This is a genomic window from Microvirga splendida, assembly GCF_016427565.1.
Lineage (GTDB): Bacteria > Pseudomonadota > Alphaproteobacteria > Rhizobiales > Beijerinckiaceae > Microvirga > Microvirga splendida.
The window spans coordinates 1-23888 of sequence record NZ_JAELXT010000004.1; the positions used below are offsets into that span (position 1 = coordinate 1).

The window sequence follows — 23888 nt, forward strand, 5'->3', positions numbered from 1 at the left end:
GACGATGGCCGTCCGAATCTACTGAAACCCTAAAGGGCTGATCTCAAACGAAAACGCGAAGCTTGACCCCTATGACGGGGGATCATGGTGGCATCTCCTGCAAGCGGCTCAAGACGAGCGGACAGGCCTGTTCGGCATGCGCGTGGGCTCTGTCTGCAAATAATGTCCTGTTCGCTATTGGATGACCCGTTCCAAGGCAAGCGGGGACAGGGCGGCATCTGTCGGAACGGGGCAACAACCTCGGATTGCGCCTGGACAGTCGCGCCGAAAGAGGTAATTCTCGATACGTTATAAAATACGAGCGAGTTCCATGAGCGTCCTGATCACCACGGCCAACTATCCTGACGAGCTTTTCCGGATCAATTCCTTCTTCAATGGAGTGGGGCAAGGATCGGTCCGGTACACGTCGCCCACGACGATCGTGCTTAGCACGTCGGACCTCAACCGCGTCGTGTTGACCGGATACGGCTTTCAATACGACCGCGACCAGGAGAATCCCTGGATAGCCGGGACGATCACGAGCATCGCTCTCTGGGACAGCGCCTATGAGAGGAAAGTCGCGGAAATCAGCGGGCTGAGCATCGCCTTGGGCGAGATCGGCCCCATGTTCGGCGTCGACATGTACAGTGAGATCGGCTTGATCAGCCATCTCTTCAGCGGCTCCGATGTCCTGATCGGCAGTGCCAGCCGTGATTCCTTCTACGGCTACGACGGCGACGACAACATCAGCAGCGGTGCCGGAGACGACGACGTGACGCCGGGCTCCGGCAACGACGTGGTCAATGGCGGCGCCGGCTATGATCTCGTCTCCTACTGGAACTATGAGGTCGTCGGTGGAGACGAGAACAGCCTCGGGGCCCGAATCGATCTGCGCCAGAGAGACATCTTCGATCCTTGGGGCGGCATGGACCGCCTGATCTCCATCGAGGGGCTCGAGGGGACCTATTATGCGGACAATCTGGTCGGCAACAACCTTGAGAATACCCTCTTCGGCCTGAGCGGAAACGATCAGATCTATGGACTTGCCGGCAACGACTTCCTCTCCGGCGGCGAGGGAGCCGACACCCTGGATGGGGGAGAGGGCTTCGATACGCTCAGCTATGTGGATTATGCCGGTCCAGGTGCGATCGTGGCGGACCTTGCGGCGGGGTGGGTCAGGGATCAGTGGGGCCGGACGGACACCGTCGTCAGCATCGAAGGGATTCGCGGAACGGGCAATTCCGACACTCTCAACGGCTCATCCCGCGATGAGATCTTCCATGGCATGGGCGGTGACGACGTCATAGCGGGCGGAGCAGGTGCGGACACCATCTCCTATTCGGTCGACAAGACCCGCGGCGGCCTCGGTGGCGTGAGGGTCGATCTCGTCAGTGGAGTAGCCCTCGACGGCTTCGGCGGAACCGATCGCTTCACGGATATCGAGAGCGTCTATGGCGGCCAGTTCGGCGACAGGATCTATGGAAGTGCCGGGACCAACACACTGCGGGGCAATCTGGGATCCGATGTGCTGAGTGCACGCGCTGGGAATGACTGGCTCTATGGCGGAGACGGAAACGACACGTTGACGGGCGGGACGGGACGGGATGGTTTTGTGTTCGACTCCGCGCCGAAGAAGAAAGGCAATTTGGACCGGGTTATCGGCTACTCGGTCAAGAACGACACCATCTATCTGGACGATGCGGCCTTCGCAAAGCTGAAGCGTGGGTGGCTTAAGGACTCTGCCTTTCATACCGGGTCAAAGGCTCACGACAAGAGCGACCGCATCATCTACGACAAGAAGGCCGGAGCCCTTTACTATGACGCCGATGGCATCGGCGGCGTGGCTCAGATCAAGTTCGCCACCCTCACGAAAAACCTTAAGATGACGAACAGCGACTTCAGCGTTTACTGACCGCTGGCGCGGCGGCAGGGCGCTTAACGCGCCTTTGCCGCCGCCTCGCGGATGGCCGCCATGTTGGCCGCGTAGGCCGATGGGCCGCCCTTGAAGGTGGCGGAGCCGGCCACGAGCGCGTTGGCGCCGGCGGCGGCGACCAGGGGGGCCGTCTCGGCCGTCACGCCGCCGTCGATCTCGATGTCGATGTCCCGGTCGCCGATCATGGTCTTGATCCGGCGGACCTTGTCGCAGACGGAGCCGATGAAGGCCTGGCCGCCGAAGCCGGGGTTGACGGTCATCAGCAGGACGAGGTCGACCATGTCGAGCACGGGCTCGATGGCGGATTCATGGGTGCCGGGGTTGAGCACCACGCCGGCCTTCTTGCCGAGCGCCCGGATCGTCTGGAGGGAGCGGTGCAGGTGCGGGCCTGCCTCGGCATGGATGCTGATGATGTCCGCGCCCGCCTTGGCGAAGGCCTCGAGATACGGATCGACCGGCGCGATCATCAGATGCACGTCGAAAACCTTGGAGGTGTGGGGGCGCAGGGCCTTCACCACGTCGGGCCCGATGGTGATGTTCGGCACGAAATGACCGTCCATCACGTCGATGTGGATCCAGTCGGCGCCGGCAGCGTCGATGGCGCGGATTTCCTCGCCGAGCTTGGAGAAGTCGGAGGCCAGGATCGAGGGGGCGATGAGAAGGGGGCGTGTCATGGCCGCGCCGGTAGCACGAGCCTGCCCCGACGGCAACGGGTCGATAGGGCACAAACAAGAACCAATCCAATACCACTCACCTGGGGAGAGGTCGGTTTGCAGCAGGAAATCCGTGGACGGCCTCGGTCCAGGAGGAGTAAAGATGGCCTCGGTTGAACGATACGAATGCGCCTTTCACCCATGAGGGGCGCCTGAGATGGGGCAGGGCCTTCATGCGTAAGGATGTGGTTGTTCTCGGGGCCGGCATCGTCGGCGTGTCCATCGCCGTGCACCTGCAGAAGCGCGGGCGGTCGGTTCTGCTGGTGGACAAGCGCAAGCCCGGCGAGGAGACCTCCTTCGGCAATGCCGGCCTGATCCAGCGCGAGGGCGTCTACCCTTACGGCTTCCCGCACGATTTCGGCGCGCTCCTGCGCTATGCGCTCAACAACACCATCGACGCCCATTACCACTGGGCCGCGATCCCCAAGCTCGCGCCCTTCCTGTGGCAGTACTGGATGCATTCGCGTCCCGCCCAGCACAAGGCGATTGCGCGCATGTACGCGCCCCTGATCGAGCGCAGCGTCAGGGAGCACATGGCGCTGGCCGAGGAATCCGGCTCCACGCACCTGATCCGCCCGACCGGCTGGATGAAGGTGTTTCGCGACGAGAAGAGCCGCGACGAGCAGTTCAGGGACGCGGAAGAGGTGAAGCGCGACTTCGGCGTGAACTTCGATGCCCTCGACACCAGGGGCGTGGCCGAGCGCGAGCCGCACCTCAAGGTGGAGACCAAGGGCGGCATCCATTGGACCGATCCGGCTTCCGTGTCGGACCCGCACATGCTGACCATGGGCTATGTGGGCCTGTTCGAGCGCCTCGGCGGCGAGCTGGCGGCGGGCGATGCGAAGACCCTGGAGGAGACCCCGACCGGCTGGCGCGTCCAGACCGAGCGGGGGCCTGTGGAAGCCGGCGCCGTCGTGGTGGCGCTCGGCGCCTGGGCCGACGTGGTGACCAAGCGCCTCGGCTACAACCTGCCGCTGGCGGTCAAGCGCGGCTACCACATGCACTACAAGCCGCAGGGCAATGCGGTGCTCAACCGGCCGACCCTCGATTTCGACCGCGGCTACTTCCTGGCGCCGATGTCCAAGGGCATCCGGCTTACGACAGGGGCGGAGTTCGCCCACCGCGATGCGCCCAAGACCCCGGTGCAGCTCGGTCGGGCCGAGCCGATCGCGCGCGAGTTCTTCCCCCTGGGCGAGCGGGTGGATCCGGAGCCCTGGATGGGGATGCGCCCCTGCACGCCGGACATGATGCCGATCATCGGCCCGGCGCCCCGCCACAAGAACCTCTGGTTCGGCTTCGGTCACGCCCATCACGGCCTCACCCTCGGCCCGGTGACGGGTCTGCTGCTCGCCGAGATGATCACGGGCGAGACACCGGCAGTGGATCCGAACCCCTACCGGGCGGATCGGTTCTAGAAGATTTTTCCACCCCCGGTTGCGCTTTTCCCCTGTCGGAACGTTATCCTATCCATTTGGAGGGGAAAACGCTTGAAAGGGGGGTCGGAATGATTATGATCCGCTCCAACGTTACGGGGGCGAATGTTGGCGAGCGATCAGTCGCTGATCAGAGACATCTACGAAGCTGCCATCATTCCTGAGGGTTGGTTCCAGGTTCTCGAGCAGATTTCAGCTTTTGCAGGGACCGAGGGCGGCTCCATGAGCGTGGTCTCGGGAGCCGGTGAACGATCCTGGGTGGCCACAGACCGCTTCTGCCCCATCATGCAGGACTTCTATGCCGGCGGCTGGCATCTGCGGAATGACTGGTCCGACAGGGCCGGCCAGCGGCAGCATCTCCGGTTCTTCGACGAGACCGAGATCTACGCGCCGGGCGAGCTCGATTCCAGCCCTCTGTATCGGGATTTCATCCGGCCGCGCGGAGCCGGCTGGTCCGCCGGGGCCATCATGCAGATTCCCGGAGGCGGCCACATCGCCATACGGTTCGAGCGCCCCTATGGTGACGGGCCCATGAGCGACGAGCTGAGGATCAGACTCGACAGGCTGAGGTCGCATCTCGCCCGCGCCTCGCTCCTGTTCAGCCGCCTCGGAACGCGGCAGGCTCGCTCCGTCGTATCCTCCCTGCAGTTCATGGATGTTCCGGCGGCCGTCCTCACCCGGAACGGACGGCTGCTGGCCTGCAACAGCCTCATGGAGAGCCGGCTGTCTCAGATCCATGTGAGGGCCGGCGACCGGGTCGCCTTCACGGATGACAATGCGCAACGGGTCTTGAGCGACAGCCTGAGGCGGATCACGGCCGGTCTGTTCGATCAGCTGCGCGGCCCGATCCGGCTGCCGGCCACGGAGGAGCACGGGCCGGCGGTCGCCTATCTGGTCCCCATCTGCGGGGCTGCCCAGGACCTGTTCGGCTGTGAGGCCACATTGCTGATGATCCGGCCGGCCCATTCGGAGAACCGGCTCATGGATCTGGTGCGGACCCGGTTCGCCATCGATGCCGGCGAGGCTCAGCGCTGGGCACGGCACATCGCGGCCGCATCCCCGCGAATGGCCGCCGCCCTGCTGGCCACGACCGAGAACGTTCAGGCGGTCCTCGACCGCACGCTCGGCAGAACCCAGAGCAGGCTCGAGAGCCGCGTGGCGAGCTTCCTGTGGCAGCTCCGCCATGACCCGGAACTCAGCCAAGCGGGAAGGCGGGTGGCGTTCGCCTCCTAGGGAGATGCATCCATCCCGTAGCGATCTCTCCAAGACGGCTGCGCATCGGGATAGGGCAGGGCCGTGGCCTCGTAGACGCCGCGGGCGATAGCGCGGGTCAGGCAGTCGGCGGCCAGGGCCCCGATTTCGATAAGGTCGCCGGCTTCGTCCTGCATGGGCTTGCGGCCCGTGCCCGCGGCGAAGATCGTGTCCCCGTCGTAAAGCGCGTGGGCGAAGCGCAGGCCCCTTGCCAGTCCGTCATGAGCCACGATGGCGAGGCGCTTGGCCTGGGCCTTGGTCAGCACCGCATCCGTTGCCACGAGGGCGATGGTGGTCGAGACCGGCGGGGGGCTCTCCCGGCTGCGGCCCTTCCAGTCGAGCTGCCGCATCTCCGGCGTGATCCGCTCCGGAAGGCCGAGGCCGCCGAACTCGTCGCCGTGCTCGAAGCCCCCGGCCCAGAAATGCGGCCCCTGGCCGATGATTGTCGAGGCGAGGGCGTTCACGATCACGAGCGCTCCGACGGTATGTCCTGAGCTGGTCGTCGTGCTGGCAGAGCCGAGGCCGCCCTTCAGGTTCACGGTCGTGGCGCCGTATCCGCCGCCCTGGGTGCCGAGGGCAAAGTCCTGTGCCGCCGTCTGAGCGGCCTCGTAGCCCAGCTCCCGATAGGGCGGATAGCGCCCCCACTCCTTGTTGCCGCCGTTGAGCAGGTCGAAGGTGATGGCCTGGGGCACGAGGGGCACCAGGGCTGAGCCCACGCCGAAGCCGATTCCCTTCTCCCTCAGATAGGCCTGAACCCCGCTTGCCGCGTCCAGCCCGAAGGCGGAGCCGCCGGAGAGCACGATGGCGTTGACGCCGGGCACGACCTTGTCGGGCTCCAGCAGGTCCGTGTCGCGGGTGCCCGGTGCGCCGCCCATCACGCAATAGGAGGCCACGGCGGGCTCGTCGAAGAGCGCCACCGTGACGCCGGAGCCGAGGGCCGCGTCGTGGGCATTGCCGATGCGAAGGCCTGCCACGTCGGTGATGAGATTGCGGGTCTGGGTCATGGCCTTAAGCAAAGCGGAAACCGGCCCTCTTCACAAGCTGGCGAAGCGGCGCTTCAGCGGCTTTCTAAAGCCGGGGCGACGGGATAGAAGGCTGTCATGCTCAGCGTTTCCTATCCGGCCGCGGCCCTTGGCGGCCTCATCAGTTTTTTAAGCCCCTGCGTTCTGCCGCTGGTGCCGCCTTACCTGTCGTTTCTCGCCGGCACCACCTTCGACCAGCTGAGCGCGGGCGACGACCGCGCGGTCCGCAGGCGGGCGGTTCTGGCGGCGCTCCTGTTCGTGGCGGGCTTCTCCACCGTGTTCGTGCTGCTCGGCGCCACGGCCTCCGCCCTGGGGCAGGTGATCCGGCAGTATCTCGACGTCCTGAGCACGGTGGCGGGCATCGCGATCATCGTCATGGGCCTGCACTTCCTCGGGGTCTTCCGCATCGGCCTGTTCTATCGCGAGGCGCGGTTCAGCGTGACCCGACCGGTCGGGCTCTGGGGCGCCTATGTGATGGGGTTGGCCTTCGCCTTCGGCTGGACGCCCTGCATCGGCCCGGTGCTGGCGGCGATTCTCACCGTGGCGGGCTCGGAGGACAGCGTGTCCCGGGGAGCCCTGCTGCTGGCCGCCTATTCGGCCGGCCTGGGCATCCCGTTCCTGCTCGCCGCCTTTGCCATGAAGCCGTTCGTCGCGCTTCTCAAGCGCATGCGCTCGCGCTTCCTGCTGATCGAGAAAGTCATGGGCGTCCTCCTCGTCCTGACCGGCGTCGCCTTTCTCACCGGCTGGATCACCAACATGTCCTTCTGGCTGCTGGAGACGTTCCCGGCGCTCGGACGGTTGGGATAAGGTCGCACAGGAATCGGGTCGCAGGCCCAGAGCAGGCCGTCCATTCTGGGGATCTCTCACAGGAGATCACCCATGACGTTTCACATTCGCGGCCTCGAAAACGAGGCCTTCGCACCCCTCTTCCAGATGGATGAGGCCAGCCTCGCCGCTCTCGGGGCCAAGCGGGTCGTCGCCGATGCCCCCGACATGTACCCCTGCCGGATCGCCCTGCAGCGGGTCGAAGAAGGGGAGGAGCTGCTGCTGCTCAACCATGCGCACCAGACGACCCCGACCTCGCCCTACCGCTCGGCCGGGCCGATCTTCGTCAGCCGTTCTGCGAAGACAGGAAGCTATCGCGGCGAGCTGCCGCCGATGCTGCGGGACCGGCTTCTGTCCCTGCGCGCCTACGATGCCAACGCCTTCATCGTCGATGCCGAGGTGGGCGAGGGTGAGGAGGTTTTGCGCCTCATCGAGCGCTTCCTGGCCAATCCGGACGTGGCGCATGTGGACGCCCACTTCGCCCGCCGCGGATGCTTCGCGGCCAGGATCGAAAGGGCCTGACGTCAGCCGTCGACCCGGTGCCCTGCGGCCTGCAGGGCCGCCACGGCGCGGTCCGCATCCTGCTCCTTCACCAGCACGTAATCGGTGCTGAAGGTCGAGGTGGCGAAGATGCCGATGCCGGCCCTGGCCAGGGGTTCGAGCACGGACGCGAGAATCCCCGGCACGCTGAAGTCGAAGCTCTGCACGATCCTGAAGCAGCGCCAGCCCGCGTCCGTTTCGGCCTCGGGGGGCGCTTGGTGAAGGGGGCACACGAGGGTGGTTTCCTCGACGGCCTGGACCAGGAGCGAGAAGGCGCCGGGCGAGGGGGCGGGAACCGGCGCACCGGCCGGAAAACGGCAGACGGCGTAGGGGGCTTCAAGCAGGGTAAGGGCAAGAGCGGGCATGTGCGGGTGCGCCTGAGTGAGGATCTGGCATAAGAAAACCCGCCCTGTCGCCAGGGCGGGTTCTCGATTGTTCGGCTCGAGGCCGGTCGATTACATGCCGACTTCGTTGCCGGTGTAGTCGATCTTGCCGTCGGCGCCCTTCTTCCAGACATACACGACGTAGTCAGGACGGGTGATGTCGCCCTTCTTGTCGAAGGAAAGATCGCCGATCACGGTCTTGAAAGGCTTGCCGGACTTGATGGCGTCCGCAACCTTCTTGCCGTCCGTGCTGCCAGCCTGCTTCGCAGCGTCGGCCAGAACCTGGGCCGCAGCGTAGGAGTACAGGGTGTAAGCCTCGGGCTCGTAGTTCTTGTCGCGGAACTTCTTCACGACTTCCTGAGCCGCCGGGTTCTTGCGCGGATCGGGAGCGAAGGTCATCAGGGTGCCCTCGGCGCCCGGGCCGGCAATCGAGGTGAACTCGGCCGACACGATGCCGTCACCCGACATCATCGGAGCCTGGAGGCCCTGATCGCGCATCTGGCGGATGATGAGGCCGGCTTCCGTGTGGAGGCCGCCGAAGTAGACGACGTCGACGCCGGCCTGCTTCAGCTTCGACACGAGAGCGGAGTAGTCCTTCTCGCCCGTGTTGACGCCTTCATAGACGACTTCCTTCAGACCCTTGGAATTCATGGTCTTCTGGGTCTCGTCGGCGAGGCCCTTGCCGTAGGGGGTCTTGTCGTGAATGATCGCGACCTTCTTGCCCTTGAACTTGTCGGCGAGATAAGCGCCGGCAACGCCGCCCTGCTGGTCGTCACGGCCGCAGGTGCGGAAGGTGTTCCACATGCCGCGCTCGGTGTAGGTCGGGTTCGTGGAAGCGGGCGAGATCTGAACGATGCCGGCCTCTTCGTAAACCTGCGAAGCCGGGATCGAGACGCCCGAGCAGAAGTGGCCGATGACCATCTTCACGCCCTCGGCCGCGAACTTGTTCGCCACCGAAACGCCCTGCTTCGGATCGCACACGTCGTCGCCGACGATGAGCTCGACCTTCTGACCATTGATGCCGCCAGCGGCATTGATGTCGGCGACAGCCTGCTCGGCGCCGTTCTTCAGCTGAGCGCCGAAGGCAGCATTCGGGCCGGTGATGGGGCCAGCAACGCCGATCTTGATCTGGGCGCTGGCAGCGCTGGAGAAGGCGAGGCCAAGACCAAGCGCCACGCCGGTCAACAGCATTTTCTTCATGAGGTCACTCCTCTGGGTGGTTTTATAGGCCCCTCTTCCTCGTGGGGCCGGTTTGGCGGGTCTTCCCCGCCATCCAGATGCCATCATGCTTGTTTTTAAGCGGATGTCACGCTGGAATTTTTCCGCCTTAGCCCTTGGTCGTAGAAGCCTTTTCCCGCCAGGAGAACAGGCCGCTCCGCTCATAGAGCCAGCTGTACTGGGTGGTCATCATCCGGGCCCGGCGATACTGAAAGCCGAGCGACCCGATGATCAGCAGCACGATGGTGTCGACCGCATAGTAGTGGATCGACAGCAGGGTTCCGCCGAACAGGGCGTAGTGGATGAACCGCACCGCGGCGCCGAGAACGAACAGGTACAGGATCAGGGTCCAGAACGGCCGCCAGGTGAGGGCGATGGCGCGGCCGGTCATCCAGGCCGCCCAGCCGCCCATGATCACGGTGATGAGCAGGAAGAGCCAGATCGAGGGTTCTTCGTAAAGGATGCCCTGCATCAGTGATGTCCTCCCTCGAGATAGGCCGCGCGGACCTGCGGATCGTTCAGCAGTTCCTTGCCGGTGCCGCTCATGGTGATGTTGCCCGTCACCATCACATATCCGCGATGGGCCAGCCTCAGGGCGTGATAGGCGTTCTGCTCCACGAGGAAGACCGTCATGCCGTCCTTCTCGTTGAGCTCCTTGATGATGTCGAAGATCTGCTTCACGATCAGCGGAGCAAGGCCCAGCGACGGCTCGTCGAGGAGGAGCAGGCGCGGGCGGCTCATGAGCGCGCGGGCGATGGCCAGCATCTGCTGCTCGCCGCCCGAGAGCGTGCCGCCGCGCTGCTGCAGGCGCTCCTTCAGGCGCGGGAACAGGGTGCAGACGCGCTCGAGATCATGGTCGAAATGGGCCATCCCGTTCATGGAAGCGCCCATCTGCAGGTTCTCGAACACGGTCATGCGCGGAAAGATCCGGCGGCCTTCCGGCGACTGCGCGATGGACATGTGCGCGATCTCGTGGGTGGGCATCTTGGTGATGTCCTGGCCCGCATAGGTGATCGTGCCTTCCCGCGCCCGCGGGTTGCCGAAGATCGTCATCATCAGCGTCGACTTGCCGGCGCCGTTGGCGCCGATCAGCGTGACGATCTCGCCCTCGTTGACGTCCATGTCCACGCCCTTGAGGGCGATGATGTTGCCGTAATAGGTCTTCACGCCGCGCACGCTGAGGAGCGGCTGGCGGGAAGCGGCAGTCTGGGAACTCTGCATCGCGATATCTGCTCCAGCGGTGCTCATGCGCCGATCTCCGCTTCGACCTGCTCGACTTCGTCGTCGGCCACGCCGAGATAGGCGGCGATGACCTTGGGGTCGTTCCTGACCTCAACGGGCAGGCCGTCCGAGATCTTGGTGCCGTAGTCCAGCACCACCACGTGGTCGGAGATCTCCATCACCACCGACATGTCGTGCTCGATTAGGAGGATCGAGGTGCCCTGTTCCTCGCGGATCGACAGAAGGAGCTGGTTCAGCTCCAGGGATTCGCGCGGGTTGAGGCCGGCCGCCGGCTCGTCCAGGCAGAGCAGGAGCGGGTCGGTGCACATGGCGCGGGCGATCTCCAGGCGGCGCTGGTCGCCGTAGGGGAGGTCGCCGGCCGGTTCGTCGGCCCTGTGGATGAGCCGGGTCTTCTCCAGCCAGAACTTGGCCTTCTCGATGGCCTCCTTCTCGGCCTTGCGATAGCCGCCGAGCCCGAGAACGCCGAGGAACGTGAAGCCCGAGGCGATCATCAGCGGGTTGTGCTGGGCCACCAGCAGGTTCTCGAGCAGGGTCATGCCGGAGAACAGGCGGATGTTCTGAAAGGTGCGGGCGACCTTACCCTTCCAGTTGATGTCGAAGCCGGGCAGCCGCTCCAGGAGCAGGTGCGAGCCATCGGGCTTGCGCAGGGCGATCATGCCCTCAGTAGGCTTGTAGAAGCCGGTGATGCAGTTGAAGACCGTGGTCTTGCCCGCGCCGTTCGGGCCGATGAGCGCGGTGATCTCGCCGCGCCCCGCCTTGAAGGAGAGGTCGTTGACGGCCACCAGGCCGCCGAAGCGCATCGTGAGATGCTGTACGTCGAGGATGGGATCCTGCAGCCAGCGCATTAGCCGTGTCCTTCCTTCACGAGCGAGCCCGAGATGGCCTTACGCTCTTTCAAGATCACCGAGGGTTCACGTTCCGAGATCAGGCCGCGCGGACGCCACACCATCATCGCCACCATGCCGGCGCCGAAGAGCAGCAGGCGGTATTCGTTCGGGTCGAAGCCCGAGCCGAAGACGGATTGGAGGAAGGTGAGGTTGCGCAGGATTTCGGGGCCGCCGACCAGCACGATGGCCGCGATGGCCACGCCGATCTGCGAGCCCATGCCGCCCATGACCACGATGGCCAGGATGATCGCCGATTCCAGGAAGTTGAAGCTCTCCGGCGAGACGAAGCCCTGGCGGACCGCGAAGAACGATCCCGCGAAGCCGCCGAACATGGCCCCGATGGCGAATGCCGTCAGCTTGGTGTTCGTGGTGTTGATGCCGAGCGACCGGCAGGCGATCTCGTCCTCGCGCAGGGCTTCCCAGGCGCGTCCCACGGGCAGCTTGCGCAGCCGCATGGTGACGAAGTTGGTCAGCAGCGCCAGGGCCAGGATCAGGTAGTACAGGAAGATCATCCTGTGCATGCCGTTGAATTCGAGCCCGAAGGTATCGGCAAAGCCGCCTTCGCCCGAGCTGAACGGAATGCCGAAGAAGGTCGCGCGCGGGATCGACGAGATGCCGGCGCCGCCATTGGTCAGGTCCACCCAGTTGATGAGAACGAGGCGGATGATCTCGCCGAAGGCAAGCGTCACGATGGCCAGGTAGTCGCCGCGCAGGCGCAGCACCGGGAAGCCCAGGATCACGCCCCAGAAGGCCGCCAGGATGCCGGCGAGCGGCAGGCAGATCCAGAAGGACAGGCCGAACGTGGTCGAGAGCAGGGCGTAGGAATAGGCCCCGACCGCATAAAAGGCGACATAGCCCAGGTCGAGCAGGCCCGCGAGGCCCACCACGATGTTCAGGCCCCAGCCGAGCATCACGTAGGTGAGGATCAGGATGCCCAGGTCGACCCAGTAGCGCGACTCGTTCAATCCGCCCTGGATCAGGTAGACCAGGATCGGAAAGGTCACCGCCACCCCGACGAAGAAGGGGATGGCGAAGCGGGACACGTGCTGGAACGCGCTCGGCATCGCGTGGACGGGTTCCGTCGCCTGATGAGGGCTCGGCGTCGCCTGGCGATAGGCCCGCGATGCCGTGAAGGCGTGGAGCACCAGGCGCAGGCCGAACACGATGGCGCAGACGATCGCCACGAGCCCCCAGCGGGGCGTGAGGAACAGGTCGGCGCCGCTCTGGTCCGTCTTGTAGACCAGGATCGGGATGGACAGGCCCAGCATGATCAAGGCGGCCTTGAGGGCGTCCTTGAAGGCCGCAGCCATGTCGAAATGCCTCGACACGGTGTTGGTCTTGGCTGTCGTGGTGATGGAAGGAGCGTTCATGGTGGTCGGGCTCCTTAAACCTTCTCGACCTCAGGCCGTCCGAGAATGCCGGAGGGCATGAAGATCAATACGATGGCGAGGATCGAGAAGGCGGCCACGTCCTTGTACTCGATGGAGAAATAGGCCGACCAGAACGTCTCGATGAGGCCGATGATCAGGCCGCCCAGAACCGCGCCGGGAAGCGAGCCGATGCCGCCCAGGACCGCGGCCGTGAAGGCTTTCACGCCCGGCACGAAGCCGTCGGTGAAGCTCACGACGCCATAATACAGCAGGTACATGGTGCCGGCGACGGCCGCGAGGGCGGCGCCGATCACGAAGGTGAGGGAGATCGTCCGGTCCACGTTGATGCCGAGCAGGGCGGCCATCTTGCGGTCCTGCTCGCAGGCGCGCTGGGCGCGGCCGAGCGAGGTCTTCTGGACCACGTACCAGAAGATCGTCAGCAGCACCGCCGTGACCACCATGATGATGACCTGCTTGTAGGACAGGGCGACGTTGTAGCCGCTTTCGCCCTGGAACAGGACGATCACGTCCTGGACCATCGGAGGCGTGGGCTTGTTGCGCGCGCCTTGCGCCACCTGGACGAAGTTCGACAGGAAGATCGAGACGCCGATGGCCGAGATCAGGGGCGCCAGGCGGAACGAGCCGCGAAGAGGCCGGTAGGCGATGCGCTCGACGGTCCAGCCCCACAGGGAGGTGAGGACCATGGCGATGATCAGCACGAAGAACAGGGCCAGCACCACGGACGAGATTCCGAGCCACGTGGTCAGGATCAGGAAGAAGATGAGCGCGATGAACGCCGAGAGCATGAAGACATCGCCGTGGGCGAAGTTCACCATGCCGATGATGCCGAAGACCATCGTATAGCCGATGGCGATGAGGCCGTAGATCGACCCCAGAGTCAGCCCATTGATGAGCTGCTGCACAAAGATTTCCATGTCCTACCCTTGCCCCTCTGGAATGGGGTCATTCTTGGGAAACGATGAAGGAAAGCACGATGCGTGAACATCGCCAAGCCTGACGTAAGGTGCGGGTGTCTCTAGCAAAACGATTTTCATTCCACAACGTACTGTTAAGATTCCTATAGCTCAGATTGATGAATCCCCGCCGGAAATCCGTCCGAACGGTGCCGGACGGGCGAAATGCAGCCGCTTTCCAAGGGGCGGCTCAGGGGCCATATGGTTGCCAACGGCCTTGTGCTCTGTGCTGAAAGAGTGAAAGAGGCCTGTTCGGGATCATGATGTTGAAGACACAAGCCTCCACCACCTCCGCGGCCGCCGGCAGCCCCGACGCTCTTCTCTTTCGCGAGGGGATGAGCCGGGTCGCGGGCGCCGTTCATGTGGTCACGACGGACGGCGAGGCCGGGCGCGCGGGGTTCACGGCAACGGCGGTCACGCCCGTGACGGACAGCCCCGCCTCGCTCCTCGTCTGCATCAACACGGCGTCCCGCTCCGCTCAGGCGCTGCTCTCGAACCGTGTTTTCTGCGTCAACACCCTTGCGGCCGCCGATTTGGATCTGGCAGCCGTCTTTGCCGGCCGCGCTGGCCTCCAGGGGCCGGATCGGTTCGGCCAGGGGGAGTGGAGCACTCTCGACACGGGCTCACCCGCCCTGACGACGAGTCTTGTGTCCTTCGACTGCAGAATCGGCGATGCCCGCGTGGTCGCCACCCATCACGTGATCATTGGCGAGATCGTCCGCATCAGGCTCGGCGAGCAAAGGCCGCCTCTCGTCTATCAGGGGCGGCACTATCACGAATTGTGAGACCTGTGGGTAGAGCGAGAAAGGCCTCCCCACCTGCCGTTGCCGGCAAATGAGGAGGCCTCCCGGTCCTGAAGGCTCGGGAGAGCACTCGCGGACCCAATGACCAAGCCCTGATGTGGTTTCAGCTTCGCGGGAAATTTCCGCTCGGGGGCTCCAGGGCAAGGCAAAAGAGAGGGCCGGCCTGCCGGGAGACAGCGAGGCGGCCCTGAGTTGTGAGGGCTGTAGGTGAACAGTACCTCCAGAGGCTTAACTCCAAAGAGGTAGTGCGAGTTCAACCTGGGCGAGATTTTTGCTGCGGAGATAAGGAAAAGCCCTTCACCGGGGTGAAGGGCTTGAGGGTCTCGAAGACCTGGGGGCACATGGCCTTCGCCGAGAGCTAATGCCGTTACGGAAGCTTGGTTCCGCGCAATTCCAACTCCCTGGGCAGGTGCCCTTTTCTGCGGGCCCGCAATCGGTCGACCTCAGCGATTTCCGAGTCATGCCGCCAAGCCGATGCGAATCTTCTCCGTCCCTTGAAGCCAGGCATCAGGAGATTATGTAGCTCTATCACATTGAACCCTCGATCCGCAGGGCTACGAGCAACAAATGCCGAGCAGCTGGAACAGATCCGATCCTGCCATGGTCGAAGGATTAGCCGCACCGGCGTACCACGCAGGCCCTCCATGAGCGACGGCCTGCTGGCAGGGAAGGCGCCCCCTCTCACAAAGCCCGAAGACGTCAGCGGACCGGAGACGGCCGGGGCCGTCTCCTGGCTGCGGGGCAGGGGCGAGATGGGGCGCCTTATCCGGGCGCATGACTGGGCGGCCACCCCTCTCGGTCCTCTGCCGTCATGGCCCCAGAGCCTTCGCACCCTTGCCGACCTCATGATCGGCGCCGGGCAGCCTGCCTTTCTCGTATGGGGCCCCGAGCTGACGCTGCTCTACAACGAGAGCTTCCGGTCGGTCCTCGAACCCGGCCATCCGGCAGCGCTGGGCAGGCCCTTGCGCGAGGTCTGGCCCGAAATCTGGGGCCGGAATCGCGCGATGATCGAATCGGCTTTGTCGGGGGACGCGCAGGACGCCGCCGGGCAACCGGATTCACCGGGCGGGCGGCTGGGCTGGCCCATCGGCGGCTTCACGTTCTCCCTCACCCCCGTCAGGGACGACATGGGCCGGGTCGCCGGCTTTTACGGGACCGGGGTCGAAGCAACCAGCCATGCTCCCACGGAGGAGCGGCTCAGGCAGGTCCAGGAGGCGGCTCGGATCGGCAGCTTCGAATTCGATCGCGAAACCGGCAAGGCCGTCGCGTCGCCGGAGTACCTGGATCTCTATGGGCTGCCGAACGACGAAGCCGATGCATTCTCGTACATGAAATGGATCTGCCTCGTGCATCCTGAGGATCGGGAATGGATCGAAGCCGAGACACGCCGGGTGGTCGCCAATCCTGCCCATTGCCACCTCGAATACGATTTTCGGATCACCCGCGCCGATACCGGCGAGATGCGGTGGATCAGGGCGCGCACCAAGCTGGTCCGGGATGCGAACGGGCGCTTCGTCCGCTCCCTCGGGGCCCAGTGGGACATTACCGCCGAGAAGGATGCCGAGGCGGCGCTGCGTGACAGCCAGGAGCGCTACCGCTCGTTCATCACCCACAGCTCCGAGGGGATATGGCTCCTGGAGTTCACTCCCCCGCTCGACACGAGCCTGCCGGTGGAGGAACAGGTCGAGCAGGCGTATCGCAGCGGCCGCTTCGTGGACTGCAACGACGCCATGGCGCGCATGTATGGGCTGGACCGGGCCGAGGACCTCATCGGCAAGACCCTCGATTTTCCCCTGCCGTCATCGGATCCCGGGGCCAGGGCCTATCTCAAGGGCATCATCGCCTCCGGGTACAGTGTCACCGGCGTGGAATCCGTCGAGCAGGATGCGGCTGGGCATCCGAAGCACTTCGAGAACAGCATGATCGCGATCATCGAGGAGGGGCAGCTGAAGCGGCTCTGGGGCATCCAGCGCGAGATTACCGAGCGGAAGAGGGCCGAGGAGCAGCGCACGCTTCTCATCAACGAGCTGAACCACCGCGTGAAGAATACCCTGGCCACGGTGCAGTCCATCGCCGCTCAGACCCTGCGCAATGCGGGGACGGCGCTGGAGGCCAAGGAGGCTCTCGAAGGGCGCCTGATGGCGCTGGCACGGGCTCATGACGTGCTGACGACGGAGAGCTGGGAAGGGGCCGAGCTCAAGGATGTCGTCGCCCAGGCCGTCGAGCCCTACAGAGCCCTGGGGGAGAACCGCCTGACCATCGACGGGCCCGAGACGCGCCTGTCGCCCCGCATCGCCCTGGCCCTGTCCATGGCGCTTCAGGAGCTGACCACCAACGCCGTGAAGCACGGCGCCCTGTCGAACGCGACGGGAAAGGTCGATATCGTCTGGGATGTCGTCCGAGGGGAGGCCGGAAGCCACCTGCACCTGCATTGGCAGGAAAGCGGCGGCCCGACGGTCCAGCCGCCCGCCCGACAGGGCTTCGGCTCCCGCCTGATCGAACGCAGCCTCGCGCGCGAGCTCAACGGGAACGTCCGGATCGAATTCGATCCCGCCGGCGTCCTGTGCACCGTGGACGCTCCGCTGTCCTAAGAGGCTGGCTCATAAAGAGAAACACGCCTCGGTTTCCGTCATGGCCGGCCCCGGACTTGATCCGGGGATCAGTCCCGGCCATCCCGATGCTGAAAAGCGTTGCGCCTCTCCTCACGTCATCACCGGCACAAGGCCGGTGATGACGTGAGGAGAGCTGCCAGCCCTTTATGAGCCAGCCTCTAAGGTATTCACGCGCGGCGATGAGCGTGCGACGGGATTGGAACCATCCACCGGAGAAGGCCTTTGACCAGCACGTGGTTTACAAAGGTGATCCGATGTTCAGGTTCTTTCGCAATATCTTCCTCCTTCGCCAGGCCTGGAAGCTGATCAGGCGCCGGCGATAGAGGGCTGGCCTTCTATCCTTGCCTCGCCGAGCCCGGCGCATAGGGGCTCCACCCGTCGATCTGCACGAAGCCGTCGCGGGCGGCGACCACTATGTGCCTGCGGTGGCGGTGGACGAGGGTGCCGGGCCTGTAGCGGTGCGGCTCCTCCCAGCCCGAGGCCTCCCGCACATAGACGTAGCGGGACTCGATCTGGGCAAAGGCTTCGATGGATCCGAAGGCGCGAATGGTGCGCAGCACGTCCTGCACGCTGCCGTTCCAGTCGACCGTCCGCTGCGCCTGCGTGACCCTGGGCCAGTAGGTGCCCGGCCCCTGCGGCCGGGCTTCGGCCCAGAGACGGGGCAGCTCCTCGGCGAGTTGCGCCGCAAGCTCCTTGGCGGCCATCTGGCACTTGGACAGCAGGGTGTCGTGGGTTTCCGCGCCGCTCAGGGCAAAGCGCTTCTGGGCCACGATGGCGCCGGTGTCGAAGGCCGGCTCCAGCGCGTGGGCCGTCACGCCCCACTCGGGCAAACCGTCGAGGATGGCTTGGAAGAGCGGGTAGGGACCCCGTCCCAGAGGCAGGGGCGAGGGGTGGAAGTTGACCGCATGGGGGATATGCCGCTCCCAGCCGGTGATCAGCCACGGATAGCCTGCAACCACCAGGGCTTCGCAGCCCATGGCCTTCAGGCCGGCGAGGTCGGCCGGGAGGATGCGCGACATCTGCACCGGCAGGCGCAGCGAGCGGGCGCGCGACAGGGTCACGTCGTTGAAGTCGTAGATGCTGTCGCAAGGGCGGCTGAAGAGTTTGACGGGCTCCCAGCCCCTGGCGAGGAACGTCTCGAAAACATCTCCCAGAAAATCGATTCCCGCGAAGGCGAAGCGCATTCCCGGCGATCTCCTTTCACGATGCTTCCGTTCGGGCTCTGGCCCGAGCACTCAACGCAAGATCGCGGGGATGTGCAAGTCCATTCGCGCATCGGACGATGCGCTTAGGATAATGAGCATCGGATGGATTCCGAAGGTGCCTTCCGCTTTTGGGTCCGATGCGCTTGCGGGAACTTCAAAGTGCACTCAAGATTTAGCCTTGAGCATAGGGCAGGAGACCGCCTGCGCTTTTCGGGTGGATTCCTGTCGACAAGGCTCGCTTGGGCTTGAGAAGGAGTTCGCATGGTCTCAAATGATTTCATCCGCCAGATGGAAGGCTACGGGCTGACGACCGCCCAGATCCTGTACCGCATGCCGGATCACCCGACCTTCCTTCAGACCTACATCTGGCAGGAATACGATCTGGCTCCCCGCTTTCCCGTGCTCATCGACTTCCTCGACTTCTGGAAACGGGAGCTCGCAGGCCCCCTGCACTCGGTCACCGTCACGCATGCGCAGCTGATCCGCCCCGCCGAGTTCCGGGCCATCGAGGGAGAGATCAACATTCATTGATACGCCTTGGCCCCGGACGTTAAGTCAGGTAGAGAGGCGCCCTGAGCATCCTCGAACCTGCCAGGGCTCCTTGTTTTCCAACGCGCGCACGTCCCAAATCCTGCTCGCCCTCGCGTCCCAGCCAGGCGAGCGCCTCACCGTGCGCGAGATCATGGCGGTGCTCCAGGACAGGGCCTTCGCGCTCCTCATCGTCCTGCTCGGGCTGCCCAACTGCCTTCCCATGCCGCCGCCGATTCCGCTGGTCTGCGGCCTGCTGCTGGCGCTTGTCGCCGTCCAGATCGTTTTCGGCCGCGAGGCGCCTTGGCTTCCGAGCCAGCTCATGAACCGCTCCATGGCCCGCAAGGACGTGGAGCGGGCGGTCGGACGGGCCGTTCCCGCTTTCCGCCGCCTGGAGCGCATCTCCCGCCCGCGCATGACATTCCTCGACACGCCGCTCGCCATGCGCCTCATGGGCGCGGTCGTTCTGGTCCTGTCGCTGGGGCTTCTCTTCGCGCCGCCCTTCGTGGGGCAGATCCCCCTGGGCCTCGCCGTATGCCTTGTCGGCCTGGGGCTCGTCGAACGGGATGGCCTTGTGGTCGTAGGAGGCCTTCTGATCGGCTCCATCGGCCTGACCCTCAGCCTCGGCTTCGTCTATGCGATCTTCACCGGGATCGACACGCTGATCTGAGGGGGCCTGCGGCCACCCTGGGCGGCCGCAGGATCGGAATGCCTTAGTCGTCGTCTTCTTCGAATTCCGGAGCCGACTTGAGCTGATCCACCGGCATGGTCACGACGATGCGCATGTCGTCGCTGCTGCGGGCGGAGTTCGGGCTCGAGCCCTGGACGGAACCGGTGGTCGCCGCGTCTGGACCGTTCATCTGGACGGCGCTCACGGGCAGGGCCACGGTGCGGTCGCCGAGGCCCTCATCCACCTCGACCACGACGGCGACGATGCGGCCGCTGCGGTCGAACACCAGGTCTTCGAGATCGCCGATGTCCTTGTTGTCGGCGCCGACCACATCCTCATCCATGATCTTGGAGACGAGCATCTGACCGGCCTCGAGGCGGGTCATGAAGTTCATGCCGGCAGGCGCATTGGCGCCGGAGGAGGGCTGGGCCGTCGTGGACGGCGCGGTCTGGGCCATGGCGGCCGAGGCCAGGAGGGTGGAGCCGAGCAGGCCCGCCGTCAGCAGCTTTATCATCATCATCTCCCGATTGCGTTTTTGACGGTGGTGTAACGCGACGGAGGGAGGTTGGTTCTGCGGTCAAGCTCAGATCAGCCGCAGGCCCTTGAGGCTCGCATGGCCCTCGCGGCCGACAATGATGTGGTCGTGCACGGTGATGCCGAGGGGTTTCGCCACATCGATGATCTCCCGGGTCATCTTGACGTCGGCGGAGGAGGGTGTGGGATCCCCCGAGGGATGATTATGCACGAGGATCAGGGCCGAGGCCGAGAGTTCGAGGGCGCGCTTCACCACCTCGCGCGGATAGACCGGCGTGTGGTCGACGGTGCCCGATTGCTGCACCTCGTCGGCGATGAGCGCGTTGCGCTTGTCGAGGAAAAGCAGGCGGAACTGCTCCTTGTCCATGAAGGCCATGGCGGTGCGGCAATAGTCGATAACGGAGGTCCAGGAGGACAGGACGGGGCGCTTGGCCACCTCGCCCTTGGCGAGACGCCGGGCGGAGGCCTCCACGATCTTCAGGTCCGTGACCACGCTCTCGCCGATCCCGTCCACCTCCATGAGCCGGGCCGGGGAGGCGGCCAGCACCTCGGCGAAGGAGCCGAAGCGCTTGAGCAGTTCCTTGGCGATGGGCTTCACATCCCGGCGCGGGATCGAGCGGAAGAGCACGAGTTCCAGCAACTCGTAATCCGGCACCGCATCGCCGCCGACTTCCATGAAGCGGGCGCGCAGCCTGTCGCGATGGCCGTGATAATGGGGAAGGTCGTCGCTCATGCCGGTCGTCGCTGCGTGCCCTCAAGAGGCTCCGGGAGGTTTCCGAAGCATCATTGTTACCTTGTAGACCAGAAGCGATGCGGCAGGCTAGTGTCGAGCTAACTTTACGACGGCTTGTCCAAGCCCTTGGGCGAGTAGGTGAACACCTCCGCGCCGGTCTCCGTTACGCCCACCATGTGCTCGAACTGGGCCGAGAGGGAGCGGTCGCGGGTCACGGCGGTCCAGCCGTCGGCGAGCACCTTCACCTGCGGTCTGCCCAAGTTGATCATGGGCTCGATGGTGAAGAACATGCCGGCCTTCAGCTCCACGTTGTAGGCCGGCTCCACGTAGTGGAGGATCGTGGGCGAGTCGTGGAAGACCTTGCCGATGCCGTGGCCGCAGAAGTCCCGCACCACGGAGCAGCGCTCGGCTTCCGCATAGGTCTGGATCGCAGCCCCGATGTCGTTGGTGGTGGCGCCCGGCTTGACGGCCGCGATGCCGCGCAGGAGGCACTCATAGGTGATCTCGCACAGGCGCTGCGCCCGGCGCGGCACCTCGCCCACATAGTACATGCGGCTCGAATCGCCGTGCCACCCGTCGAGGATCAGCGTGACGTCCACATTCATGATGTCCCCGTCGCGCAGGGGCTTGTCGTTGGGAATGCCGTGGCAGACCACGTGGTTGATCGAGGTGCAGATCGTCTTGGTGTAGCCGCGGTAGTGCAGGCAGGCCGGATAGGCGCCGTGATCGCGGATGAAGTCGAACGCCAGCTTGTCGAGAAACTCGGTCGTCACGCCGGGCTTCACGTATTCCGTGAGCATGTCGAGGCACTCGGCCACCATGCGGCCGGCGCGTCGCATCCCCTCGAAATCGGCAGGGCCGTGCAGCGGGATCTCGGCGCCGCGCCTGCGCTCGACAACATCGGTTTCGGTCATTCTCAATCCTTGGATCTGTTGTCCGGAATGTAAGGATTGGCGCGGCTGACGCAAGCAAAGACCTGATGCCGCGCTTGCGATTGGCGCCCGGGGGTGTCATGAGGCAACCCTGTTCGTCCGGTTCGTGGCTCTGGATTCCTCGCCCATGAATGATACCCGCCCCTTCGGGGACTTTGCGCCTTCAGGTCTCACCCGTTGGGTGATCGACCGCACGCGCGGGTTGCCCGAGGGCTGGGCGGGGCGCCGGCTCGCCCTGATGCTGCGCCATCTGGCCATGAAGATGCTGAAAGGCCCGCCGCTCGATCTCGAGACGTTCGGCGTCAGGATGCGGCTTTATCCCCATAAGAACGTCTGCGAGCGCCGGCTCCTCTTCACACCGCAATATTTCGATGCGGACGAGCTCAAGATCCTGGCTTCGCGGATCAAGGACGGCTTCACCTTCATCGATGTGGGCTCGAATGTCGGCTGGTACGCCCTGTTCCTGGCGCAGGAGGCCGGCCCCGCCGTCTCGACCCGGATCCTGGCCGTCGAGCCGCAGCCGGAGATCTTCGACCGGCTGATCTACAACATCCGCCAGAACCCCTCCTGCACGATCAAGGCCGTCGATTGCGCGATCGCCGACAAGACGGGCGAGCTCACCCTGTTCCTCGACCCGCTCAACCGGGGCGAGGCGAGCCTCAAGATCGTGAACTCCAGCCAGACGGACGCGATCCGGGTCCCGGCCGTGACCCTGCTCGACCTTTTGAGCCGGGAGGGCCTGACCCGCGTGGACGCGATCAAGCTCGACGTGGAGGGGGCGGAAGACCTTGTCCTCGGCCCGTTCTTCCGGGATGCGCCGGCCTCGCTCTACCCGTCCGTGTTCATCGTGGCGAACGTTCCGGAACGCTGGCAGGCCGACGTGGTCGGGCTCCTCACGGGCAAAGGCTACCGGCAGATCCTCGAAACCAAGATGAACCTGGTTTTCGAGCGTTCCTGAAAATCCGGCGCAAACGCGGCCATACCTGAGCCCTCATCCTGAGAGGCTGGCTCATGAAGAGGAACACGCCTCGGCTTGGGTCATGGCCCCTCGTCATGGCCGGCCTTGTGCCGGCCATCCCGATCCTGTGAAGCGCGGCGTTTCAAGCCATCGGGATCACCGGCACAAGGCCGGTGATGACGTGAGGAGGGCTGCCGGTCTTCTACGAGCCGGACTCTGATGAGGCCGAGTGTTTGTGAACCCGTTTCCTAGGAGCCCTATCGCGGCGTCACGATTGCCACCGGCCGGTCGATCGTCACCTCCTGCGGGGTGATGCGGCAGACATAGGCGTAGGATTCCACCCCCGCCGCGAGGGCGTGCCGGAAGGCCTTGTCGTAGGCCGGGTCGATGTCGCGGGCCACGTCGAAGCGCTCGGCATCCATCTGGATCACGTAGACGAGGGCGGCCCTCGCGCCTTCGGCCTTCATGTCGGCCAGCTCGTAGAGGTGCTTGGCGCTGCGGGCGGCGACGCAATCCGGGAATTCGGCGAAGCCCGCCTCGCGCATGAGGTGGCAGTTCTTCACCTCCAGGTAGCAGGGCGGCTCGCCGTCCTTCTCCAGCAGGAAGTCGACCCGGCTGTTCCTGCCGTACTTCACCTCGGGCCGCACCCGGTCGTAGCGGGCGAAGGGCTCAAGCCGCCCCTCCCGCAGGGCCTCGGCCACCAGCAGGTTGGGCCGGGAGGTGTTGATCCCGATGAGCTGGAGCGGACCGCCGCCGGCCGCGATCTCCACGAACTCCCAATTGTACTTGAGCTTGCGGTTGGGGTTCGTGGCCCGCGAGAGGAACACCCGGCTGCCGGGCTCCTTCAGGCCCATCATGGCCCCGGGATTGGCGCAATGGGCGGTGACCACCTCGCCGGTGTCGAGCTCGATATCCGCCAGAAATCGCTTGTAACGCTCGATAAGACGACCCTCGAGCAGGGTTTCCTGAAAACGCATTCAAAACCAACATTCGACTGGAAAAGACCCTGGTAGCAGGGGGGAAGGGGGCGGTTCAACCCGCTCCGCACGTTGTCATCCCCGGCGGCCGCAGGCCGGGAAGGGGATCCATAGCGCAGCGCTTGATCGTGGATTCCCTTCCCCTCCGATGGCTGCGCCATCTCCG

Annotated in this window: 24 protein-coding genes; 10 read left to right on the forward strand and 14 right to left on the reverse strand. The window is 64.9% G+C overall.

The window, feature by feature from the left end; translation table 11 throughout:
• The first annotated feature begins 310 nt into the window (after positions 1 to 310).
• Positions 311 to 1891 (forward strand): calcium-binding protein, encoded by a 1581-nt coding sequence (locus tag JAO75_RS05565; protein WP_199047391.1) that lies wholly within the window; start codon positions 311 to 313, stop codon positions 1889 to 1891.
• Positions 1892 to 1914: 23 nt separating this feature from the next.
• On the opposite strand, the gene rpe is transcribed toward JAO75_RS05565, so the two are convergent.
• Positions 1915 to 2586 (reverse strand): ribulose-phosphate 3-epimerase, encoded by a 672-nt coding sequence (gene rpe / locus JAO75_RS05570; protein ID WP_199047393.1) that lies wholly within the window; start codon positions 2584 to 2586, stop codon positions 1915 to 1917.
• Between the two features lie 212 nt (positions 2587 to 2798).
• Here rpe and JAO75_RS05575 point away from each other — a divergent pair, with 212 nt between their 5' ends.
• Positions 2799 to 4040 carry an NAD(P)/FAD-dependent oxidoreductase gene (locus tag JAO75_RS05575; protein ID WP_199047394.1) on the forward strand — a complete coding sequence of 414 codons (1242 nt, stop codon included), beginning with the start codon at positions 2799 to 2801 and terminating at the stop codon, positions 4038 to 4040.
• A gap of 123 nt (positions 4041 to 4163) precedes the next feature.
• Complete coding sequence (locus tag JAO75_RS05580; RefSeq protein ID WP_199047395.1) at positions 4164 to 5291, forward strand: hypothetical protein; 1128 nt, start codon at positions 4164 to 4166, stop codon at positions 5289 to 5291.
• On the opposite strand, the gene JAO75_RS05585 is transcribed toward JAO75_RS05580, so the two are convergent.
• Positions 5288 to 6313 (reverse strand): P1 family peptidase, encoded by a 1026-nt coding sequence (locus tag JAO75_RS05585; RefSeq protein WP_199047396.1) that lies wholly within the window; start codon positions 6311 to 6313, stop codon positions 5288 to 5290. The two genes, JAO75_RS05580 and JAO75_RS05585, sit on opposite strands and share 4 nt — an antisense overlap.
• 96 nt (positions 6314 to 6409) lie before the next feature.
• Here JAO75_RS05585 and JAO75_RS05590 point away from each other — a divergent pair, with 96 nt between their 5' ends.
• Entirely contained in the window at positions 6410 to 7138 is a 729-nt protein-coding gene (locus tag JAO75_RS05590; RefSeq protein WP_199047397.1) for a cytochrome c biogenesis CcdA family protein, read from the forward strand.
• Positions 7139 to 7210: 72 nt separating this feature from the next.
• A complete protein-coding gene (locus JAO75_RS05595) occupies positions 7211 to 7678 on the forward strand; it encodes a DUF1203 domain-containing protein (protein ID WP_199047398.1) in 468 nt (155 codons plus the stop codon).
• 2 nt (positions 7679 to 7680) lie between these two features.
• On the opposite strand, the gene JAO75_RS05600 is transcribed toward JAO75_RS05595, so the two are convergent.
• From JAO75_RS05600 to JAO75_RS05630, 7 genes are all read right to left on the reverse strand, one after another.
• Positions 7681 to 8061, reverse strand: coding sequence for an ACT domain-containing protein (locus tag JAO75_RS05600; RefSeq protein WP_199047399.1), 381 nt, complete (start codon positions 8059 to 8061; stop codon positions 7681 to 7683).
• A gap of 90 nt (positions 8062 to 8151) precedes the next feature.
• Positions 8152 to 9279, reverse strand: a complete 1128-nt coding sequence (locus JAO75_RS05605) for a branched-chain amino acid ABC transporter substrate-binding protein (protein ID WP_199047401.1) — start codon at positions 9277 to 9279, stop codon at positions 8152 to 8154.
• Positions 9280 to 9406: 127 nt separating this feature from the next.
• Complete coding sequence (locus tag JAO75_RS05610) at positions 9407 to 9769, reverse strand: DUF6867 family protein (RefSeq protein ID WP_199047403.1); 363 nt, start codon at positions 9767 to 9769, stop codon at positions 9407 to 9409.
• Positions 9769 to 10545: an ABC transporter ATP-binding protein gene (locus JAO75_RS05615; RefSeq protein WP_199047405.1), complete on the reverse strand. Its 777-nt coding sequence runs from the start codon at positions 10543 to 10545 to the stop codon at positions 9769 to 9771. Before JAO75_RS05615 ends, JAO75_RS05610 begins: the two co-directional genes overlap by 1 nt.
• The gene (locus JAO75_RS05620; RefSeq protein ID WP_199047407.1) at positions 10542 to 11384 is read right to left on the reverse strand and encodes an ABC transporter ATP-binding protein; all 843 of its coding nucleotides are present in this window, start codon (positions 11382 to 11384) and stop codon (positions 10542 to 10544) included. The genes JAO75_RS05615 and JAO75_RS05620 overlap by 4 nt, the downstream gene beginning before the upstream one ends.
• Entirely contained in the window at positions 11384 to 12796 is a 1413-nt protein-coding gene (livM, locus tag JAO75_RS05625) for a high-affinity branched-chain amino acid ABC transporter permease LivM (RefSeq protein WP_199047409.1), read from the reverse strand. The genes JAO75_RS05620 and livM overlap by 1 nt, the downstream gene beginning before the upstream one ends.
• A 14-nt stretch (positions 12797 to 12810) precedes the next feature.
• A complete protein-coding gene (locus tag JAO75_RS05630; protein ID WP_199047411.1) occupies positions 12811 to 13731 on the reverse strand; it encodes a branched-chain amino acid ABC transporter permease in 921 nt (306 codons plus the stop codon).
• Positions 13732 to 14030: 299 nt separating this feature from the next.
• Here JAO75_RS05630 and JAO75_RS05635 point away from each other — a divergent pair, with 299 nt between their 5' ends.
• Both JAO75_RS05635 and JAO75_RS05640 read left to right on the forward strand, forming a co-directional pair.
• Positions 14031 to 14555 carry a flavin reductase family protein gene (locus tag JAO75_RS05635; protein WP_246742383.1) on the forward strand — a complete coding sequence of 175 codons (525 nt, stop codon included), beginning with the start codon at positions 14031 to 14033 and terminating at the stop codon, positions 14553 to 14555.
• A gap of 662 nt (positions 14556 to 15217) precedes the next feature.
• Positions 15218 to 17164: a PAS domain-containing sensor histidine kinase gene (locus tag JAO75_RS05640; RefSeq protein WP_199047413.1), complete on the forward strand. Its 1947-nt coding sequence runs from the start codon at positions 15218 to 15220 to the stop codon at positions 17162 to 17164.
• A 356-nt stretch (positions 17165 to 17520) separates the two neighbouring features.
• On the opposite strand, the gene JAO75_RS05645 is transcribed toward JAO75_RS05640, so the two are convergent.
• Positions 17521 to 18369, reverse strand: coding sequence for a methionyl-tRNA formyltransferase (locus tag JAO75_RS05645; protein ID WP_199047415.1), 849 nt, complete (start codon positions 18367 to 18369; stop codon positions 17521 to 17523).
• Positions 18370 to 18651: 282 nt separating this feature from the next.
• Between JAO75_RS05645 and JAO75_RS05650 the strand changes: the two genes are divergently transcribed.
• Both JAO75_RS05650 and JAO75_RS05655 read left to right on the forward strand, forming a co-directional pair.
• Positions 18652 to 18921 carry an usg protein gene (locus tag JAO75_RS05650; protein ID WP_199047417.1) on the forward strand — a complete coding sequence of 90 codons (270 nt, stop codon included), beginning with the start codon at positions 18652 to 18654 and terminating at the stop codon, positions 18919 to 18921.
• Positions 18922 to 18991: 70 nt separating this feature from the next.
• Entirely contained in the window at positions 18992 to 19588 is a 597-nt protein-coding gene (locus tag JAO75_RS05655; RefSeq protein WP_199047419.1) for an exopolysaccharide biosynthesis protein, read from the forward strand.
• Positions 19589 to 19631: 43 nt separating this feature from the next.
• Here JAO75_RS05655 and JAO75_RS05660 read toward each other — a convergent pair whose 3' ends face one another.
• The 3 genes from JAO75_RS05660 to map form a co-directional block, all read right to left on the reverse strand.
• Complete coding sequence (locus JAO75_RS05660; RefSeq protein WP_199047421.1) at positions 19632 to 20102, reverse strand: PRC-barrel domain-containing protein; 471 nt, start codon at positions 20100 to 20102, stop codon at positions 19632 to 19634.
• A 69-nt stretch (positions 20103 to 20171) separates the two neighbouring features.
• Complete coding sequence (radC, locus tag JAO75_RS05665) at positions 20172 to 20855, reverse strand: RadC family protein (RefSeq protein WP_199047423.1); 684 nt, start codon at positions 20853 to 20855, stop codon at positions 20172 to 20174.
• Positions 20856 to 20959: 104 nt separating this feature from the next.
• Positions 20960 to 21769 (reverse strand): type I methionyl aminopeptidase, encoded by an 810-nt coding sequence (gene map / locus JAO75_RS05670; protein ID WP_199047425.1) that lies wholly within the window; start codon positions 21767 to 21769, stop codon positions 20960 to 20962.
• A 145-nt stretch (positions 21770 to 21914) separates the two neighbouring features.
• On the opposite strand from map, the gene JAO75_RS05675 reads away from it, so the two are divergent.
• A complete protein-coding gene (locus JAO75_RS05675) occupies positions 21915 to 22745 on the forward strand; it encodes an FkbM family methyltransferase (RefSeq protein WP_199047427.1) in 831 nt (276 codons plus the stop codon).
• Positions 22746 to 23002: 257 nt separating this feature from the next.
• On the opposite strand, the gene sfsA is transcribed toward JAO75_RS05675, so the two are convergent.
• Complete coding sequence (gene sfsA / locus JAO75_RS05680) at positions 23003 to 23722, reverse strand: DNA/RNA nuclease SfsA (protein WP_199047429.1); 720 nt, start codon at positions 23720 to 23722, stop codon at positions 23003 to 23005.
• Positions 23723 to 23888 lie beyond the last annotated feature (166 nt).

What these genes read in the sequence shown, in the direction of transcription:
- JAO75_RS05660 (WP_199047421.1), bottom strand. Translation starts at nt 20,102, where the DNA reads ATGATAAAGCTGCTGACGGCGGGCCTGCTCGGCTCCACCCTCCTGGCC.
- JAO75_RS05645 (WP_199047415.1), bottom strand. Translation starts at nt 18,369, where the DNA reads ATGCGCTTCGCCTTCGCGGGAATCGATTTTCTGGGAGATGTTTTCGAG.
- JAO75_RS05630 (WP_199047411.1), bottom strand. Translation starts at nt 13,731, where the DNA reads ATGGAAATCTTTGTGCAGCAGCTCATCAATGGGCTGACTCTGGGGTCG.
- radC (WP_199047423.1), bottom strand. Translation starts at nt 20,855, where the DNA reads ATGAGCGACGACCTTCCCCATTATCACGGCCATCGCGACAGGCTGCGC.
- sfsA (WP_199047429.1), bottom strand. Translation starts at nt 23,722, where the DNA reads ATGCGTTTTCAGGAAACCCTGCTCGAGGGTCGTCTTATCGAGCGTTAC.
- JAO75_RS05595 (WP_199047398.1), top strand. Translation starts at nt 7,211, where the DNA reads ATGACGTTTCACATTCGCGGCCTCGAAAACGAGGCCTTCGCACCCCTC.
- JAO75_RS05600 (WP_199047399.1), bottom strand. Translation starts at nt 8,061, where the DNA reads ATGCCCGCTCTTGCCCTTACCCTGCTTGAAGCCCCCTACGCCGTCTGC.
- JAO75_RS05605 (WP_199047401.1), bottom strand. Translation starts at nt 9,279, where the DNA reads ATGAAGAAAATGCTGTTGACCGGCGTGGCGCTTGGTCTTGGCCTCGCC.
- JAO75_RS05580 (WP_199047395.1), top strand. Translation starts at nt 4,164, where the DNA reads ATGTTGGCGAGCGATCAGTCGCTGATCAGAGACATCTACGAAGCTGCC.
- livM (WP_199047409.1), bottom strand. Translation starts at nt 12,796, where the DNA reads ATGAACGCTCCTTCCATCACCACGACAGCCAAGACCAACACCGTGTCG.
- JAO75_RS05620 (WP_199047407.1), bottom strand. Translation starts at nt 11,384, where the DNA reads ATGCGCTGGCTGCAGGATCCCATCCTCGACGTACAGCATCTCACGATG.
- rpe (WP_199047393.1), bottom strand. Translation starts at nt 2,586, where the DNA reads ATGACACGCCCCCTTCTCATCGCCCCCTCGATCCTGGCCTCCGACTTC.
- JAO75_RS05615 (WP_199047405.1), bottom strand. Translation starts at nt 10,545, where the DNA reads ATGAGCACCGCTGGAGCAGATATCGCGATGCAGAGTTCCCAGACTGCC.
- map (WP_199047425.1), bottom strand. Translation starts at nt 21,769, where the DNA reads ATGACCGAAACCGATGTTGTCGAGCGCAGGCGCGGCGCCGAGATCCCG.
- JAO75_RS05610 (WP_199047403.1), bottom strand. Translation starts at nt 9,769, where the DNA reads ATGCAGGGCATCCTTTACGAAGAACCCTCGATCTGGCTCTTCCTGCTC.
- JAO75_RS05650 (WP_199047417.1), top strand. Translation starts at nt 18,652, where the DNA reads ATGGTCTCAAATGATTTCATCCGCCAGATGGAAGGCTACGGGCTGACG.
- JAO75_RS05635 (WP_246742383.1), top strand. Translation starts at nt 14,031, where the DNA reads ATGATGTTGAAGACACAAGCCTCCACCACCTCCGCGGCCGCCGGCAGC.
- JAO75_RS05565 (WP_199047391.1), top strand. Translation starts at nt 311, where the DNA reads ATGAGCGTCCTGATCACCACGGCCAACTATCCTGACGAGCTTTTCCGG.
- JAO75_RS05575 (WP_199047394.1), top strand. Translation starts at nt 2,799, where the DNA reads ATGCGTAAGGATGTGGTTGTTCTCGGGGCCGGCATCGTCGGCGTGTCC.
- JAO75_RS05675 (WP_199047427.1), top strand. Translation starts at nt 21,915, where the DNA reads ATGAATGATACCCGCCCCTTCGGGGACTTTGCGCCTTCAGGTCTCACC.
- JAO75_RS05585 (WP_199047396.1), bottom strand. Translation starts at nt 6,313, where the DNA reads ATGACCCAGACCCGCAATCTCATCACCGACGTGGCAGGCCTTCGCATC.
- JAO75_RS05590 (WP_199047397.1), top strand. Translation starts at nt 6,410, where the DNA reads ATGCTCAGCGTTTCCTATCCGGCCGCGGCCCTTGGCGGCCTCATCAGT.
- JAO75_RS05640 (WP_199047413.1), top strand. Translation starts at nt 15,218, where the DNA reads ATGAGCGACGGCCTGCTGGCAGGGAAGGCGCCCCCTCTCACAAAGCCC.